Here is a 15540-nt window from a genome sequence, read left to right on the forward strand (position 1 = left end):
CTGCCCCGCGATCAGTGGCTGGGGGCTTCGGCCGGTGCCGGTGCGTTGCCGATCTTGTCGCCGCCCGACTGCGGCGAATCCTCGTTGTCATCCTTGGACGCATCGGCCGGGGGCGTCTCCGTGGCAGGCGCGGCGGCGGCAGGTTCCGCGTTCGCCGGCGCGGCAGTAGCGGCCGGTTCGGCCGCAGCCGGCATCGCCTCGGCGGCAGGCGCGGCGGACTCGTGGGGTTTACAGGCGGACAAGGCGCCCGGCAGCAGGATTGCAACCAACGCGAACTTGAAGAGTTTCATGACGGTTCCCCTAGAAAGGTGATGACTCGGACTTGCACGTTCCCCTGTTTCGGCGAACCCATCGAATGTGCGCCGCGTCACATTCTTGCACCCGCCTGCATCGGTCACAACATCCCGCCCTGATCCGTTCCGGGGCCCTGGCTCGCTCATGGGTCGAAACCTAGCCTGGCAAGCAGCGCCGCCATGCGTGCGTCCTTGCGCAAGGGATCCAGGAAAGGGTCGTTGCGCGCATAGATCAGGCCGGAGTCGCCCAGCTCGCGCGCCTTGAGCAGGCGCGTCATGGCGGTTTCCAACTCCCCCCACTGCGCCAGCACCTGCGCCTGTTGGTAGAGCACGCTGTCGCCCAGCTCGGCCACCAACTTGTCCATCGCCGCACGCGCCGCAGTGTGATCGCCACCCCGATGTTCGACGATGGCAAGGCCGGCCAAGCGGAAATCGGCCACCGGCTCGGCGAGGTACTCGTCGCGCGCCCGTGCCAGCTGGCCCAGGTGGACCAGCGCATCGGCGATCTGCGCATGCGCACGCGGCATCTGCGGGTTCATCTGCAACGCCCGACGCATCGGCGGGATCGAGGCCTCGAAACGCCTCGCCGCGTATTCGACGGTGCCCGCGCCACGGTAGATCAGCGCGTTCAGCACATCCCGCGACAATGCCCGCTGCATCGCCTCGGCAGCTTCCCGTTCGCGCCCGGTGCGTGCGCAGTACTGCGCCCAGCGCGCCTGCACATTGGCCTCGCCCTGCCCTAGCTGGCTGGATTTTTCGAACGGCTCGCGTGCCGCGCGCGCATCCAGCCGGCCCTGGAACTGCACGAAGCCCAGGATGGAATAAGCGTTGGCATACTTCGGCGCCAGCGCCACGGCATGCTTCGCCGCAGCGATCGCTTGGTCATACATGGCGGTGCGCTGGGCAACCTCGCCATATTGATTCGCCAGCGTGGTCAATGCCGCCGAGCGCGAGACGTGCGCCGCCGCATAACGGGGATCCAGTTCGATCGCCTTGTCGAACAAGGCAAGCGACTGCCGTTCCGATGCCTCGTCGTTGCCGTTCTCGTACAGCGCGCTTCCGCGCAGGTAGGCGTCGAATGCGGCAACATCCGTCGTGCCCCCGGACGCGGCACGCTGCTCCTGCGCCGTGCCCGGATCGGCGACTTGTGCGGCCAGCGCGGTGGCCACGGTGGTCGCGATTTCGCCCTGGACAGCGAACACGTCGTCGATGCGACGCTCGAACGTATGCGTCCAGCGACTGAAACCGGTGTTCCCGTCGATCAGATCGGCCACCACCCGCACTTCGTCGCCAGCCCAACGCACACTGCCGTCGAGCAGGAAGGCCACACCCAATTGGCTGGCGATGCGCACCGCACTTTCATCGCTGTCGCGGAATTTGCCCGACGACGTCTTCGCCATCACTTTCAGTTTCCGGTTACGCGCCAACGTGGCGCGCAATTCTTCCGATAGCCCGTCGGAGAAATAGGCCTTGCCCGGATCGCCACTGAGATTGTCGAACGGCAGCACCGCCACGCTGCCTTCGTCGGCGGATGGTGCAAAAGCACCGAACCAGCCACGTTGCCATCCCAGCGCGCCTGCCCCTGCAGCCGCCGCCAGCACGCCGCCACCGATCAGCAGCTGGCGGCGCCGTACATCATGGCCCGGCGCTTTCGCGCGCATCGGCGGACGCGGCACGGCCTCGCGCCCGGCCAGCGGCAATACCGCGCGCAACACCGCCTGCAGGGAATCGTCATCGATATGGCCATGGTCGAACACCAGCGGGATCGCCTGGTACTGGCGGAAACCCAGCGGTGGTTCGGTGCCGTCCAGCGACAGCGGCACCAGCTTCTTCATGTCACGGCCGTGCGCGGACTCGTCCAGCACCCAGTCCGAAGTCACCGAGTGCTCGGACCACGCCACGATCACTGCGTCGCTGGCCTGCAGAGCGGTCTCGATGGCCTTGGCGAAAGCCGCGCCGCCTTCGATCTGGTCGTCCCACCAGACCTGCAGGCCGGCGGCTTCCAGTGCCTCGACCAGCACGCGCACGCGCTCGCGATCCGCACGCGAATAGCTCAGGAACACGCTCGGCTGCGTTGGTGCCTGTGGCTCTGCTGGCCCGCTGGACATGGTCTTCGCCGCCGTCCCTTGGAGCGTTCAGCTTACCTCGCCAACGCAGCCAGGCGCTGCGAGCGGACGGCACACGAGCCGTGGGGCATCGAGGCCCCACGGCTCGAGGGGATCGATCAGGCGAACGGATCCTGCAGCACGATGTTGGCGTCGCGATCCGGCCCGGTGCTGACGATCGCCAGCGGGCAACCCGCCAGTTCTTCCAGCGAACGCAGGTAGGCGCGCGCGGCCGGCGGCAACTTGTCCCACTCGGTGATGCCGGCGGTGGATTCCTGCCAACCCGGGAACTCCAGGTAGACCGGCGTGCACTCGTCCCAGCCCTTCGCGTCCAGCGGCGCGTATTCGGTACGCTTGCCGCGGTATTCGTAGGCGATGCACATCTTCAGCGTCTCCATCCCGTCGAGGATGTCGAGCTTGGTGATGCACAGGCCGCTGATGCCGTTGATCGCCACCGCGCGCTTCAGGGCGACGATGTCCATCCAGCCGCAGCGACGCGGACGGCCGGTGGTCGCGCCGTATTCCTGGCCGCGATCACGGATGCCCTGGCCGATCTCGTCGTTGAGTTCGGTCGGGAACGGGCCGCCGCCGACGCGCGTCGCATACGCCTTGGCGATGCCCAGTACATAGTCGATCGCATCCGCGCCCACGCCGGTGCCGGCCATCGCACCGCCGACGGTGGTGTTGGACGAGGTCACGTACGGATAGGTGCCATGGTCGATGTCGAGCAGCGAACCCTGCGCGCCTTCGAACAGCACCTTGCGACCCTGCTTGCGCAGGTCGTGCAGGATGCCGGCGACATCGGCCTTCATCGGTTCGATGTACTCGCCGAAGGCCAGCGCCTCGTCCAGCGTCTGCTGGAAATCGACGGCATCGACCTTGAGGTAATTGGTCAGTACGAAGTTGTGGTAATCCAGCGCCACGCGCAGCTTTTCCGCCAGCTCGTCGGGGTAATGCAGGTCGGCCACGCGGATGCCGCGACGCGCCACCTTGTCTTCGTAGGCCGGGCCGATGCCACGGCCGGTGGTGCCGATCGCCGACTTGCCGGCGGCCTTCTCGCGCGCCTGGTCCAGGGCGATGTGGTACGGCATGATCAGCGGCGTGGCCGGGGAAATCTTCAGGCGCGAACGTACTTCCACGCCATTGGCTTCAAGTTCGGCGATCTCTTTCTGCAGCGCGCCCGGGTGCAGCACCACGCCATTGCCGATCAGGCACAGCGCGTCGTCGCGCAGCACGCCGGACGGGATCAGGTGCAGCACGGTCTTCTTGCCGCCGATCACCAGCGTGTGGCCGGCGTTGTGGCCGCCCTGGAAGCGCACCACCGCGCCGATGTCCTGCGTCAGCAGGTCGACGATCTTGCCCTTGCCTTCATCGCCCCATTGGGCACCGAGAACGACGACTGACTGACCCATTTCCGAACTCCAGACGTGAGAAAAGCCGAGGTCTGCCCCGGCTTTTCGACATTCTACGTGGTTCCCGGCCGGGCTGCGACCGTCAACCGCCCCGCACCAGGTACAAGGACACGATTCCCAGGATCAGCACGACCCCGCCAACCCGCCGCACATGCTCGTCCGGCATGTTCTGCAACTGCTCGGCGGCGCGTTTCCACGCGCCCGGGGCGGCGAACAGGAACAGGCCTTCCAGCACCGCGACCAGGCACAGCGCCGCCCACAGGTCGGACATGGCTCAGCGGTCGCTGCGCATGTACTGCAGGAACGGGTCGTTGCGCTCCAGCACGATCACGCTGTCGCCGCCGGCGAAGGACTTGCGGTAGGCCTCCAGGCTGCGCTGGAAGGCGTAGAAGCCCGGGTCGCGATTGGCCGCTTCGGCGTACAGGCGGGCGGCTTCGGCATCGCCTTCACCGCGCAGTTTCTGCGCGTCGCGCTCGGCCTCGGCGGCGATCACCGCGCGCTGGCGGTCGGCTTCGGACTGGATCTTCTGCGACAGCTCCTCGCCTTCCGCGCGCAGCAGGCTGGCCACCTGCTTGCGTTGCGCGCTCATGCGCCGGTACACCTGCCCGATCACCTCGCCGCCGGTCGGCAGGTCGATGCGCTTGATGCGGATGTCGGAAATTTTCACGCCCAGCACGGCAGCGCCCTTGTTGATCGAGGCCAGCTGCGCCTGCAGCACCTTGTCGCGGTCGCCGGAGACGACTTCCTGCAAGGTGTGCGCATTGATTTCGTTGCGCAGTGCGTCCTTGATGATCGGTGCCAGTCGCTGCGTGGCGATCGATTCGTCGCCGCCTGTGGCGCGATAGAAATCGCGCACGTTCTCGATCTTGCCAATGGCGAAGAAGTCGACGCTGACGTCCTTTTTCTCCGAGGTCAGGTAGCGCTCCGGTTCCGCGGCCAGGATCTGCAGGCGGCGGTCGAACACGCGTGCGGTCTCGATCAGCGGCAGCTTGAAATGCAGGCCGGGGCCGATATCGGTGCGCACCACCTTGCCCAGGTTGAGCACGATCGCACCCTGGCCTTCGCTGACCACGAACACCGAGCCCAGCAACAGCAACAACGCGGCGACGATGGCCGGCACCCATGCGGGGAATTTCATCGTACGTTCTCCTCACGGCCCGCACTGCGGCCCTGGCGGCCCGAGCGCGCCGGATCGGCGGTGGCTTCCACGGTCGACGACACAAGATCCGGCAGGATCGCCTGCGTCGGCACCGCCGGTTGGGTGGTGGTCGCGCCCTGCATCGGCACGTAGATCAGCTGGCGACCGTCGCCGCCGATCACCTTGCGGCTGTTGTTCGCCAGCACCTGCTGCACGGTTTCCAGCCACAGGCGCTTGCGGGTGACTTCGGGGGCGGCCTTGTACTGTTCGACCAGCAGGGTGAAGCGCTGCGCATCACCGGTGGCACGGGCGATCGCGGCGGTCTTGTAGCCTTCCGCTTCGGTACGCACGCGTGCGGCCTGGCCGCGCGCCTCGGGCACGATCTTGCTGGCGTAGGCCTCGGCCTCGTTCTTGGCGCGGTCCTTGTCCTGCTGCGCGCTGTTGACGTCATCGAACGCCGGCTTCACTTCTTCCGGCGGACGCGCGTTCGGCAGGTTGAGTTCGGTGACCACCAGGCCGGTGCGGTAGGCCTGCAACGCTTCCTGCAAGCGCTGCTTGGACGAGACCGACAGCGCGCTGCGCGCGCTCAGCACGGTGTCGAGGTCGGAACGGCCGACCTGTTCGCGCACCGCGCTCAGGGTCGCTTCCTTCAGCACGTCGTCGGCGTTGCGGGTGCCGAACAGGTACAGCTGCGCATCGCCGATGCGGTACTGCACGTTGATTTCCACGCTGACGATGTTCTCGTCGCGGGTCAGCACCGGCACGGTTTCACTGTAGGTCTTGATCTGGGTGGCGTTGACCTTGATCACCCGCTCCAGCGGCCACGGCAATTTCACATGCGGGCCGGGCTGCATCACCCGGTCGAACTGGCCGAAGCGCAGCACCACGCCACGTTGCTGTTCGGTCACCAGCACGAAGCAGTTGAACGCCAGCCACAGGCCCAGCACGATCCAGATCCAGCGCAACGGACTGCCGTCGCCGAAGCCGCCACCGAAGCTGGGCAACTTCTCGAACAGGCCGCCAAGTCCGCCGCCGCCACGGCGATTACCGCCATTCGAAGAGCCACCGGGCTTGTTCCAGGCCATCCAGCTCGCTTTTGGCCCGCGCGGGCCGCTATTTGAAGTCGTCATGCGTCGGATTCTACGGGAAGCTCGGTTTCAGGCACCGGCAACAGGGGGCGCAAGGGTGCGCCATCGGCCTGTGCGGCCAGACGCGCGGCATCCACCGCCGGCAGGTCGACCCGCAGGCGCCAGCCGTCGGCATCGTGTTCTTCGTGTTGCACGGCATCCAATGCATGCAGGCGCGCGCGCAGGCGGCCGGCATCGGTGGGCAGGACAATCTCGCCGACCACGCGGCGCAGGCCCAGCTTTTCGCCCAGCGCTTCGCGCAACAGGTCGATGCCGAGGCCATCGCGCGCCGACAGCCACACCGCATGGCCATCCTCGCCACGCTGGTCGATGCGCGGCACAGCACCTTCGATGCGGTCGATCTTGTTGAACACCAGCAGCTGCGGGATATCGCCGGCACCGATCTCGCGCAGCACTTCGTCGACCTGGGCCATGCGCTCGTCGCGCAACGGATCGTCGGCGTCGATCACGTGCAGCAGCAGGTCGGCCTCGCGCGCTTCGCTCAGGGTGGAACGGAACGCAGCGACCAGTTCATGCGGCAGGTCGCGTACGAAACCGACGGTATCGGCCAATACCACGCCGCCACCGGCAAGTTCGATGCGGCGGACAGTGGGGTCCAGGGTCGCGAACAGCTGATCGGCGGCATAGGCATCCGCACCGGTCAGCGTGTTGAACAAAGTGGACTTGCCGGCATTGGTATAGCCCACCAGGGCGACGCGCGGCAGCTCGCTGCGGACTCGCGCGCGGCGCATCTGGGTGTGCTGCACTTCGACCTTCTCCAGCCGCTTCTGCAGCATGTCGACGCGCTTCTGCAGCAGGCGGCGGTCGGTTTCCAGCTGGGTTTCGCCGGGGCCGCGCAGGCCGATGGAACCGCCGCGCTGGCGCTCAAGGTGGGTCCAGCCGCGCACCAGCCGGGTGGCCACGTGCTTGAGCTGGGCCAGTTCGACCTGCAGCTTGCCTTCGGCGCTGCGTGCGCGCTGCGAGAAGATATCCAGGATCAGGCCAGTGCGATCCACCACCCGGCGCTCCAGCGCGCGCTCCAGGTTGCGTTCCTGTACCGGGCTGAGCGGATGGTTGACCAGTACTAGGTCGGCGCCGGTGGCCTCGCAAGCCGCCTTCACCTCTTCCAGCTTGCCGCTGCCGATCAGGGTGGACGGATTGGGCTTGTCGATCTTCGCGGTCAGCACCGCGGCCACGCTGGCACCGGCGGAACGGGCAAGTTCGCCGAATTCCTCCAACACGCCCTCGCCCGGCGGGCCGCCGGCGTGGGGTTGGATGAGCAGCGCGTGTTCGCCCCGGCGGGAGCGTTCGAACAATTGGGTTGGCATTGCAGTTCAGATGCGGGCGGCGGATACCGATTGCAAGCCCGGAATGACCGGGCGGCCCGCGTCAGGAGCCGATCAGGCCTCGTCAGCGGCTTCGTCGTCCGCGTCGGTGCCGGTCGGGCCCACGCGCACGTTACGCGCCGGCACCACGGTGGAGATCGCGTGCTTGTAGACCATCTGGCTGACCGTGTTGCGCAACAGGATCACGAACTGGTCGAAGGATTCGACCGTGCCCTGCAGCTTGATGCCGTTGACCAGGTAGATCGAGACCGGCACGCGTTCGCGCCGCAATGCGTTCAGGAATGGATCCTGCAAAGACTGCCCCTTGGACATATGTTTCCCCACTGCTGCCGCTTCGATGAAGCATGTTGTTGTTTTGTATTCGTGGGCCAGATGCCGCATGGCATTCCCCCGGCCCCGCGCCCGCCCCGTTTCGGGGGGCGCAGGCCGATGGTAACGCAGCCGATCCGGTTACGCGCGACCGTTGCCGAGGAAACCGGCCACCGCCGCATCCAGTTGCGTGCGCTGGGTCACGGGATCGAACCACTGCGCGTCCAGTTCGCCGCGCAACCAGGTGAACTGGCGCTTGGCCAGCTGGCGGGTGGCGGCGATGGCGCGTTCGCGGAACGTGGCGGCATCGCTGGCGTCATCCAGGTATTCCCAGGCCTGCCGATAACCGACTGCGCGTATCGCGGGAAGATCGAGCGGATGCGGGTGCGCGGCCAGCGCCGGCAAGGCGCGCAACGCACGAACCTCATCGAGGAACCCCGCTTCCAGCATCGCGTCGAAACGCTGCTCGATGCGTTCGTGCAACACCGCGCGATCCGGTGGCGACAACACGAGCTTCAACACCTTCAACGGGAATCGCGTGCGTTTCGCTTCGCGCTGCCAATCGCTGATCGGCTTGCCGCTCAGCCGATACACCTCCAGCGCGCGCTGGATACGCTGCGCATCAGTGGCGTGGATGCGCGCCGCGGCCGCGGGATCGACCTGCGCAAGTTGCGCGTGCAGAGCCACCCAACCGCGCTCGTCCGCCTCGGTGGCGATCACCGCACGCATCGCTTCATCCGCTTCGGGCATGTCCGCCAGCCCTTCCAGCAGCGCGCGAAAATACAGGCCGGTGCCACCAGCCAGGATCGGCAGCTTGCCGTTCGCCACGATGCCGTCGATGGCGCGTTTCGCATCCGCCGCAAACTCCGCCGCCGAATACGGCTGCCACGGCTCACGCACGTCGATCAGGTGGTGCTGTGCCTGCGCCAGCTCCTCGCGCGTGGGCTTGGCCGCACCGATGTCCAGGCCACGATAGACCAGCGCGGAATCGACACTGACGATTTCGGCATCCAGCCGCTGCGCGAGCTCCAGCGCATACGCGCTCTTGCCCGAGGCAGTCGGCCCCAGCAGCGCGATGGCGCGCGGGCGCGTGTCGCCGCTCATCACCGTGCGCGCATCCGGATCAGGCGTCGTGTCCCTTCGCCAACAGGCTGTTGCGGCGCGCATACAGCAGATAAACCAGGATGCCGAACGCATTCCACAACAGGCACCACAACTGGGTCTTGGTCGGCAGGCTTGCGAACAGGTAGATGCAGCCCAGGATCGCCAGCGGCCCGATCAGCCAGGCCAGCGGCGCGCGGAACACGCGCGGACGATCCGGGTCGCGCTTGCGCAGCACCAGCATGCAGGACGCCACCGCGACGAACGCCACCAGCGTGCCGGCATTGGCCAGCGCGGCGATTTCATCGAGGCGTGCCACGCCGGCCAGCGATGCAGTGACGATCGCGGTGAACACGGTGATCGCCACCGGCGTGCCGCGTTTGCCGACTTTGGACAGGCCGCGCGGCAGCAGGCCGTCGCGCGACATCACGAAGAAGATGCGGCTCTGCCCGTAGAAGAACGCCAGCAGCACCGTCGGCAGCGCAACCACCGCCGCCGCCGCGACGATCTTCGCCGCCGCACCGTGGCCGAGCTCGCGCATGATCAGCGCCAGCGGTTCCGGGCTCTGGCCGAACACGGTGTAGCTCATCGCGCCGACCGCGGCCAACGCCACCACCATGTAGATGAGGGTGCAGCCGATCATCGAACCGACGATGCCGATCGACAGGTCGCGCCCCGGGTTCTTGGTTTCCTCGGCCGCGGTGGAAATCGCATCGAACCCATAGAAGGCGAAGAAGATGATCGCCGCCGCCGCCATCACCCCGTGCTTGGTGCCATCCGCGCCGATGGATTCGGCAAAACCGAACGGCATGAACGGCTGCAGGTTGGATGCATCGAAAGCAGGCAGCGCGATCGCCACGAACACTGCCAGCGCGATCAGTTTCGCGCCCACCAGGAAGGCGTTGAGCGTAGCGCTCTCGCGGGTGCCGGCGATCAGCAAACCGGCCACGGCAAAGGTGATGAAGATCGCCGGCAGGTTGAGCACGCCGCCGGCATGCGGCCCCACCGTCAACGCGGTGGGCAGATGCACGCCAAGACCTTGCAGGAAGCCGACAAAGTAGCCCGACCAGCCGACTGCGACCGTGCTCACTACCAGCGTGTATTCCAGGATCAGGCTCCAGCCCACGATCCAGGCGATGGCTTCGCCGAGCACCGCATAGCTGTAGGTGTAGGCACTGCCGGCGGCCGGCATCATTGTCGCCATCTCGGCATAGGCCAGCGCCGCGCAGGCGCAGACGATGCCGGCGGCCAGGAACGAGAGCAGCACCGCCGGCCCCGCCAGGTTCGCGCCCACGCCGATCAGCGTGTAGATGCCGGTGCCGACGATGGCGCCGATGCCTAGTGCGACCAAGTGCGGCCAGCTCAGTGTGGGCACCAGCCGCCGCCCTTCCTCGTGCACGGTGACCTGGTCGATGTCCTTGCGCCGCAGCCATGCCTGCATGGGATCCCTGCATCGTCGGTTGGAATGCGCACAGTGTGGGCCATCGCCGCCGGCAATGCGATGTGCGATGCAGCGCAGCGCCGACTTCAGCGCGAGTCGAGGTACTGCTTCAGCGCCTCGATCTCGGCATCGGTCAGCACCGAAAACCGATAGGCCGCGACTTCGCTCATGAAACCGGTCTTCGATTTTCCGCCAGTCGAGATCTCGCCGGTGCGCATCAAGCGCACGAATTGTTCCGGCGTGTAGGCCTTGGCGACCACCAGCGAAGGCGTCGGATCGTCGGGCCCCCAACCGTTGAGGTCGCGGCCATGGCATTCCGAACAGGACGTCAGCGCCAGGTGCCGGCCCAGCGCCAGCGACTCGGTTGGCCGCGTCGGTGGCGGCCGGTTGCCGGGGTCGGGCTTGTCGTCATCCTCGTACGCGAAGGTGCCGTCCTTGATCTGCTGCAAGGTCGTCGGCGACACCACGCTCTCGGCCAAGCCGGGATTGTCTGCCGCAGGCAGGCCACGCAACCATGCGGTGATGTCCCGCACTTCATGCTCGGCTCAGGTGCTGGAACATGTAGATGGGCATGCCGAACGCGCGGTGGCCGTCGTGGGTCTTGCCCTCGTGCAACAGCCGCACCAGGCCAGGGTCGTCGTACAGCGCGCGGCGCTGGGTGAGGTTGGGCGCCACGATCCTGTCACCCTGCGGGGTCTTGATATCCATGCCACCGCCCTTGCCGCCCTGCGAGTGGCAGCCGTCGCAACCCACTCGCCTGGCCACGCGCGCGCCCTCGATCGGATCGCCCTGCGGGGCTACTGCGACCTTGGCAACGGGCGCCTGTTGTTCGGGCGATGGCGATTTGCCGCAGGCGGCTAGCAGGAGCAGCGCGATCAAGCCCGTATTTCGCATCGTTCCCCCCGAATGCATCTGCCTCCCGGGGAAACGCGCCGAATCCGTGGGAGCGGCCAGCTCAGTCCTCAGGCCAGGCGATCGTCGGCTTTGTCTCGACGCGCGGCATCGGCACAGCCGCTACCGCATTCCAAACCTTCAACGCATCCACCGTAGCCGCCACGTCGTGCACGCGCAGCAGCATCGCGCCACGTTGCGCGGCAATCAGGTGCGCGGCAACCGATCCGGAAATGCGTTCGCGCGGGTCGTCGCGGCCTGTCAGTTCGCCGATGGTTTTCTTGCGGGACAGACCGGCCAGCACCGGCACGCCGAGTTCGCTGAAGCGCTGCAATTGCGCCAGCAAGTGCAGGTTGTGTTGCGAGGTTTTCCCAAAGCCGAAGCCCGGATCGACCACGATCTGCTTCTTGGCGATGCCAGCCATTTCCGCTGCGAAAATCCGCTCGGCCAGAAAGCGATGCACCTCGCCCACCACATCATCGTAGTCGGGGTTCGCCTGCATGCTGCGCGGCTCACCTTGCATGTGCATCAGTACCACCGGTACGCGCAGCTCCGCCGCTGCATCCAGCGCGCCATCGCGGCGTAGTGCGTACACGTCATTGATCATGCCCACGCCGGCAGCGACTGCTGCACGCATCACGTCGGGTTTGCTGGTATCGATGCTGATCGGGATCGAGACCTGCTTCACCAACGCCTCGATCACCGGGATCGTGCGCCGCAGTTCTTCTTCGATGGAAACGTCCTGCGCACCCGGCCGCGTCGATTCGCCGCCGATATCGAGGATCGCCGCACCTTCCTCCGCCAGCCTCAGGCCATGCGCGATGGCTGCATTGGCATCGAAATGATCGCCGCCATCGGAGAACGAATCCGGCGTGGTGTTGACGATGCCCATCACCCGCGGCGCATCCAGCTTCAGGATGCGACCATTGCAGTCGAGGTGCAGGCTGGTATCGAACATCGCATCGCCACCAATGAAAAAGGCCAGAGCGGACTCTGGCCTTTTCGCGGATCGACGGCAAGGCTGCCGATCAGGTCTGCGGCGAAGGCTCGACCAGTACCGGCGCGGTGGGCGACGACGAATCGTCCTTGTCGCCACCCTTTCCAGGCTTTTCAACCCAGCCTGCAGGCGGGTTGGGCGTGCGGCCTTCCATCAGTGCCTTGACCTGCTCGGCGTCGATGGTTTCCCACTCCATCAGCGCATTGGTCATCGCCTCGACGATGTCGCGCCTGTCTTCGAGGATGCGCTTCGCCACCCCGTACTGCTCATCCAGGATGCGGCGGATTTCGGCATCGACCTTCTGCTGCGTCGCCTCAGAAATGGTCTTGTTGTGCACGCCGAAACCGGCATCGTCGTCCGCGTAGACCATGGTGCCGAGCACGTCGGACATGCCGTACTTGGTGACCATGCCGCGCGCCAGCTTGGTGGCACGCTCGAAGTCATTGGAAGCACCGGTGGAAATCTGGCCGACGAAGATTTCCTCCGCAAGGCGACCGCCGAACAGGATCGAGATCTCCTCCAGCATCTTGTCCTTGTACTTGCTGAATTCGTCGTGCTCCGGCAACTGCCAGGTCACGCCCAGCGCCCAACCGCGAGGCATGATCGTGACCTTGTGCACCGGGTCTGCGCCGGGCAGCGTCATCGCCACTACGGCATGGCCGGACTCGTGGTAGGCGGTCTTGCGACGGTCTTCCTCGCGAATGACCATGCTGCGGCGCTCCGGCCCCATGTAGATCTTGTCCTTGGCGTCCTCGAAATCCTGCATGTCGACCTGGGACTTGTTGCGGCGCGCGGCGAACAACGCGGCCTCGTTGACCAGGTTGGCCAGATCCGCACCCGAGAAACCCGGGGTGCCGCGCGCCAGCACGTCCGCGCGCACGTTGTCGTGCAGCGGCACCTTGCGCATGTGCACCTTGAGGATCTGCTCGCGGCCCTTGATGTCCGGCAGGCCCACCATCACCTGGCGGTCGAAGCGGCCCGGGCGCAGCAGCGCCTTGTCCAGCACGTCGGGGCGGTTGGTCGCGGCGATCACGATCACGCCCTCGCCACCTTCGAAACCATCCATCTCCACCAGCATCTGGTTGAGGGTCTGCTCGCGCTCGTCGTGGCCGCCGCCCATGCCGGAACCGCGATGGCGGCCGACGGCGTCGATCTCGTCGATGAAGATGATGCACGGCGCTTGTTTCTTCGCCTGCTCGAACATGTCGCGCACGCGGCTAGCGCCGACGCCGACGAACATCTCCACGAAGTCGGAACCGGAGATCGAAAAGAACGGCACCTTGGCTTCGCCGGCGATGGCGCGGGCCAGCAGGGTCTTGCCGGTGCCGGGCGGGCCGACCATCAGCACGCCACGCGGAATCTTGCCGCCCAGCTTCTGGAAGCGGGAAGGGTCGCGCAGGAACTCGACCAGCTCGGACACTTCTTCCTTGGCCTCGTCGCAGCCGGCGACATCGGCGAAGGTGACCTTGATCTGGTCTTCGTTGAGCAGCTTGGCGCGCGAACGACCGAACGACATCGCGCCCTTGCCGCCGGCACCTCCGCCCTGCATCTGCCGCATCATGAACAGCCAGAACCCGATGATCAGCAGCACCGGCAGGAAGTTCAGCACCAGCGACCAGAAGGAGACGCCTGAATCCGGCGGCGCCTGCTTGATCTCGACCTTGTGCTCGATCAGGTCGTTGATCAGGTCGCGGTCGCGCACCGGTGCGGTGGTGGTGCCGGGGGTGCCGTCGTTGCGCACGAACTTCACGGTGCGCTCGTCGCTGGCGATATCGACCGTCTTGATCTTGTCGTTCTGCACGTCCTGCACGAACTGCGAATAGACCACGTCCTGGCCGGCGCCCGCTAGCTTCGGCGAGAAACTCTGGAACACCACCATCAACACGACGGCGACGACCACCCAGAGCAGCAAATTCTTCGCAAGATCGTTCATGTGAGCCTTCTGCTTCCTACTTCATGTGCGCAAGCTTGCCCTGTGCAAGCGCGTAGACCTCCGGCGACCGCTTGCGCGAGGCCGCCGGCTTGCGGATCACCACCTTGGCGTAACGCCGCCGCAGTTCCCGCACGTATTCATCGAAACCGGTTCCCTGGAACAGCTTGATCAGGAACGTGCCACCGGTGCGGAGCTGGCCATCGGCGAAGTCCATGGCGAGTTCCGCCAGGTGCATCGCGCGCGGCTGGTCCACCGCATCCATTCCACTCTTATTGGGGGCCATGTCGGACAAGACAAGGTCGACCTTGTCGCCATCCAGCATGTCCAGCAGCTTGGATAGGACGGCATCCTCCCTGAAGTCGCCATGAAGGAAGTCGACCCCGGCCAGCGAGGGCATCTCCAGGATGTCGCTGGCGATCATCCGGCCGCGCTTGGCGGTCTCCGGCAGGCTGCGCTCCATCTGGTCCAGCTCCTGCCGCACCCATTGCGACCAGCCGCCTGGGGCTGCGCCCAGGTCCACCACCACCATGCCCGGCTTGAGCAGGCGGTCGCGCTCCACCACTTCCTCCAGCTTGTAGGCCGCGCGCGAGCGCATGCCTTCCGCCTGCGCCTTCTTCACGTAGGGGTCGGAGAAATGTTCCTTGAGCCAGCGCTGGCTGGATTTGCTGCGGGTCGCCACGGCCGCGGAAGCCTGGGGGAATGGGTCGCCATGATACCCTGCCTGCTGTTCCCGTCCTTCTTCGTGCCGCATGCCAGTCGACCTGACCAACGCCCAGATCCGCTTCCTGCGAGGGCAGGCCCATGACCTGAAGGCGATGCTGCAAGTCGGCGGCAAGGGCATCAGCGACGCACTGGCGGCCGAGGTCGATGGCGCGCTGGAGCACCACGAACTCATCAAGATCAAGGTGGCCGCGGACGACCGCGACACCCGCGACGCGATGATCGCCGAGCTGGCCGCACGCACCGACGCCGCGCTGGTGCAGCGCATCGGCCATACCGCCGTGCTGTACCGGCCGAGCAAGGACAAGCGGCACATCGTGCTGCCGCGCGCTTAACCCATCTACCCTTCGGCGCGATGCAGCTCAACCTCGAACGCCCGGATTACCTGTACTTCCTGCGCGGTGCCGACGGCAACGGCGCACTGGTCAACGATCGCCGCCTGCAACGCAGCTTCGTGATCGCTCCCAATGCGCTGGTCGAAGACTGGCCGGTGCACGATGCTGCTGCGATGGTGCCATCCGACCTCGATGCCCTGCTCGCACTCGCGCCGGAGCTCCTCGTGCTCGGCACCGGCGCGCAACAACGCTTCCCGCCTGCCGTCGTGATGGCCGCCTGCCTGCAACGCGGGATCGGCATCGAAGTCATGACCAATGCTGCCGCAGCGCGCACCTATTCGGTATTGGCGGGCGAAGGGCGGCGAGTGGTCGCCGGATTCGTTTTCGCCTAA

At 66.3% G+C, this 15540-nt stretch carries 17 protein-coding genes; 2 read left to right on the forward strand and 15 right to left on the reverse strand.

Translation table 11 applies throughout. The annotated features are described in order from the left end of the window. Positions 1-11: 11 nt before the first annotated feature. The 15 genes from G7079_RS10460 to rlmE all read right to left on the reverse strand — a co-directional run bounded on the left by G7079_RS10460 (position 12) and on the right by rlmE (position 14772). The gene (locus tag G7079_RS10460) at positions 12-290 is read right to left on the reverse strand and encodes a hypothetical protein (RefSeq protein ID WP_166057248.1); all 279 of its coding nucleotides are present in this window, start codon (positions 288-290) and stop codon (positions 12-14) included. 146 nt (positions 291-436) lie between these two features. After that, a complete protein-coding gene (locus tag G7079_RS10465) occupies positions 437-2401 on the reverse strand; it encodes a TIR domain-containing protein (protein ID WP_166057249.1) in 1965 nt (654 codons plus the stop codon). 116 nt (positions 2402-2517) lie between these two features. Beyond that, the gene (locus tag G7079_RS10470) at positions 2518-3810 is read right to left on the reverse strand and encodes an adenylosuccinate synthase (protein WP_166057250.1); all 1293 of its coding nucleotides are present in this window, start codon (positions 3808-3810) and stop codon (positions 2518-2520) included. A gap of 82 nt (positions 3811-3892) precedes the next feature. Beyond that, a complete protein-coding gene (locus G7079_RS10475; protein WP_166057251.1) occupies positions 3893-4081 on the reverse strand; it encodes a DUF2065 domain-containing protein in 189 nt (62 codons plus the stop codon). A 3-nt stretch (positions 4082-4084) separates the two neighbouring features. After that, positions 4085-4948, reverse strand: coding sequence for a protease modulator HflC (locus G7079_RS10480; protein ID WP_166057252.1), 864 nt, complete (start codon positions 4946-4948; stop codon positions 4085-4087). Further along, on the reverse strand, positions 4945-6033 hold the full coding sequence (gene hflK / locus G7079_RS10485; protein ID WP_166057921.1) for an FtsH protease activity modulator HflK: 1089 nt from the start codon (positions 6031-6033) through the stop codon (positions 4945-4947). The genes G7079_RS10480 and hflK overlap by 4 nt, the downstream gene beginning before the upstream one ends. 41 nt (positions 6034-6074) lie before the next feature. Then, complete coding sequence (hflX, locus tag G7079_RS10490; RefSeq protein ID WP_166057922.1) at positions 6075-7391, reverse strand: ribosome rescue GTPase HflX; 1317 nt, start codon at positions 7389-7391, stop codon at positions 6075-6077. An 84-nt stretch (positions 7392-7475) separates the two neighbouring features. Beyond that, positions 7476-7733: an RNA chaperone Hfq gene (gene hfq, locus G7079_RS10495; protein WP_166057253.1), complete on the reverse strand. Its 258-nt coding sequence runs from the start codon at positions 7731-7733 to the stop codon at positions 7476-7478. A gap of 138 nt (positions 7734-7871) precedes the next feature. Further along, on the reverse strand, positions 7872-8834 hold the full coding sequence (gene miaA / locus G7079_RS10500) for a tRNA (adenosine(37)-N6)-dimethylallyltransferase MiaA (RefSeq protein ID WP_166057254.1): 963 nt from the start codon (positions 8832-8834) through the stop codon (positions 7872-7874). A gap of 19 nt (positions 8835-8853) precedes the next feature. After that, a complete protein-coding gene (locus G7079_RS10505; RefSeq protein ID WP_166057255.1) occupies positions 8854-10272 on the reverse strand; it encodes an amino acid permease in 1419 nt (472 codons plus the stop codon). A gap of 86 nt (positions 10273-10358) precedes the next feature. Beyond that, on the reverse strand, positions 10359-10805 hold the full coding sequence (locus G7079_RS10510; protein ID WP_166057256.1) for a cytochrome c: 447 nt from the start codon (positions 10803-10805) through the stop codon (positions 10359-10361). 1 nt (position 10806) lies between these two features. Beyond that, the gene (locus G7079_RS10515; RefSeq protein ID WP_166057257.1) at positions 10807-11151 is read right to left on the reverse strand and encodes a hypothetical protein; all 345 of its coding nucleotides are present in this window, start codon (positions 11149-11151) and stop codon (positions 10807-10809) included. A 76-nt stretch (positions 11152-11227) separates the two neighbouring features. Further along, a complete protein-coding gene (gene folP / locus G7079_RS10520; protein ID WP_166057258.1) occupies positions 11228-12121 on the reverse strand; it encodes a dihydropteroate synthase in 894 nt (297 codons plus the stop codon). 70 nt (positions 12122-12191) lie between these two features. Next, the gene (gene ftsH / locus G7079_RS10525) at positions 12192-14093 is read right to left on the reverse strand and encodes an ATP-dependent zinc metalloprotease FtsH (RefSeq protein WP_166057259.1); all 1902 of its coding nucleotides are present in this window, start codon (positions 14091-14093) and stop codon (positions 12192-12194) included. 16 nt (positions 14094-14109) lie between these two features. After that, positions 14110-14772: a 23S rRNA (uridine(2552)-2'-O)-methyltransferase RlmE gene (gene rlmE, locus G7079_RS10530; RefSeq protein WP_166057260.1), complete on the reverse strand. Its 663-nt coding sequence runs from the start codon at positions 14770-14772 to the stop codon at positions 14110-14112. Between the two features lie 70 nt (positions 14773-14842). On the opposite strand from rlmE, the gene yhbY reads away from it, so the two are divergent. Both yhbY and G7079_RS10540 read left to right on the forward strand, forming a co-directional pair. After that, positions 14843-15148 (forward strand): ribosome assembly RNA-binding protein YhbY, encoded by a 306-nt coding sequence (gene yhbY / locus G7079_RS10535; protein WP_166057261.1) that lies wholly within the window; start codon positions 14843-14845, stop codon positions 15146-15148. A 20-nt stretch (positions 15149-15168) separates the two neighbouring features. Next, positions 15169-15540: an MTH938/NDUFAF3 family protein gene (locus tag G7079_RS10540; protein ID WP_166057262.1), complete on the forward strand. Its 372-nt coding sequence runs from the start codon at positions 15169-15171 to the stop codon at positions 15538-15540.

The organism is Thermomonas sp. HDW16 (assembly GCF_011302915.1).
GTDB lineage: Bacteria > Pseudomonadota > Gammaproteobacteria > Xanthomonadales > Xanthomonadaceae > Thermomonas.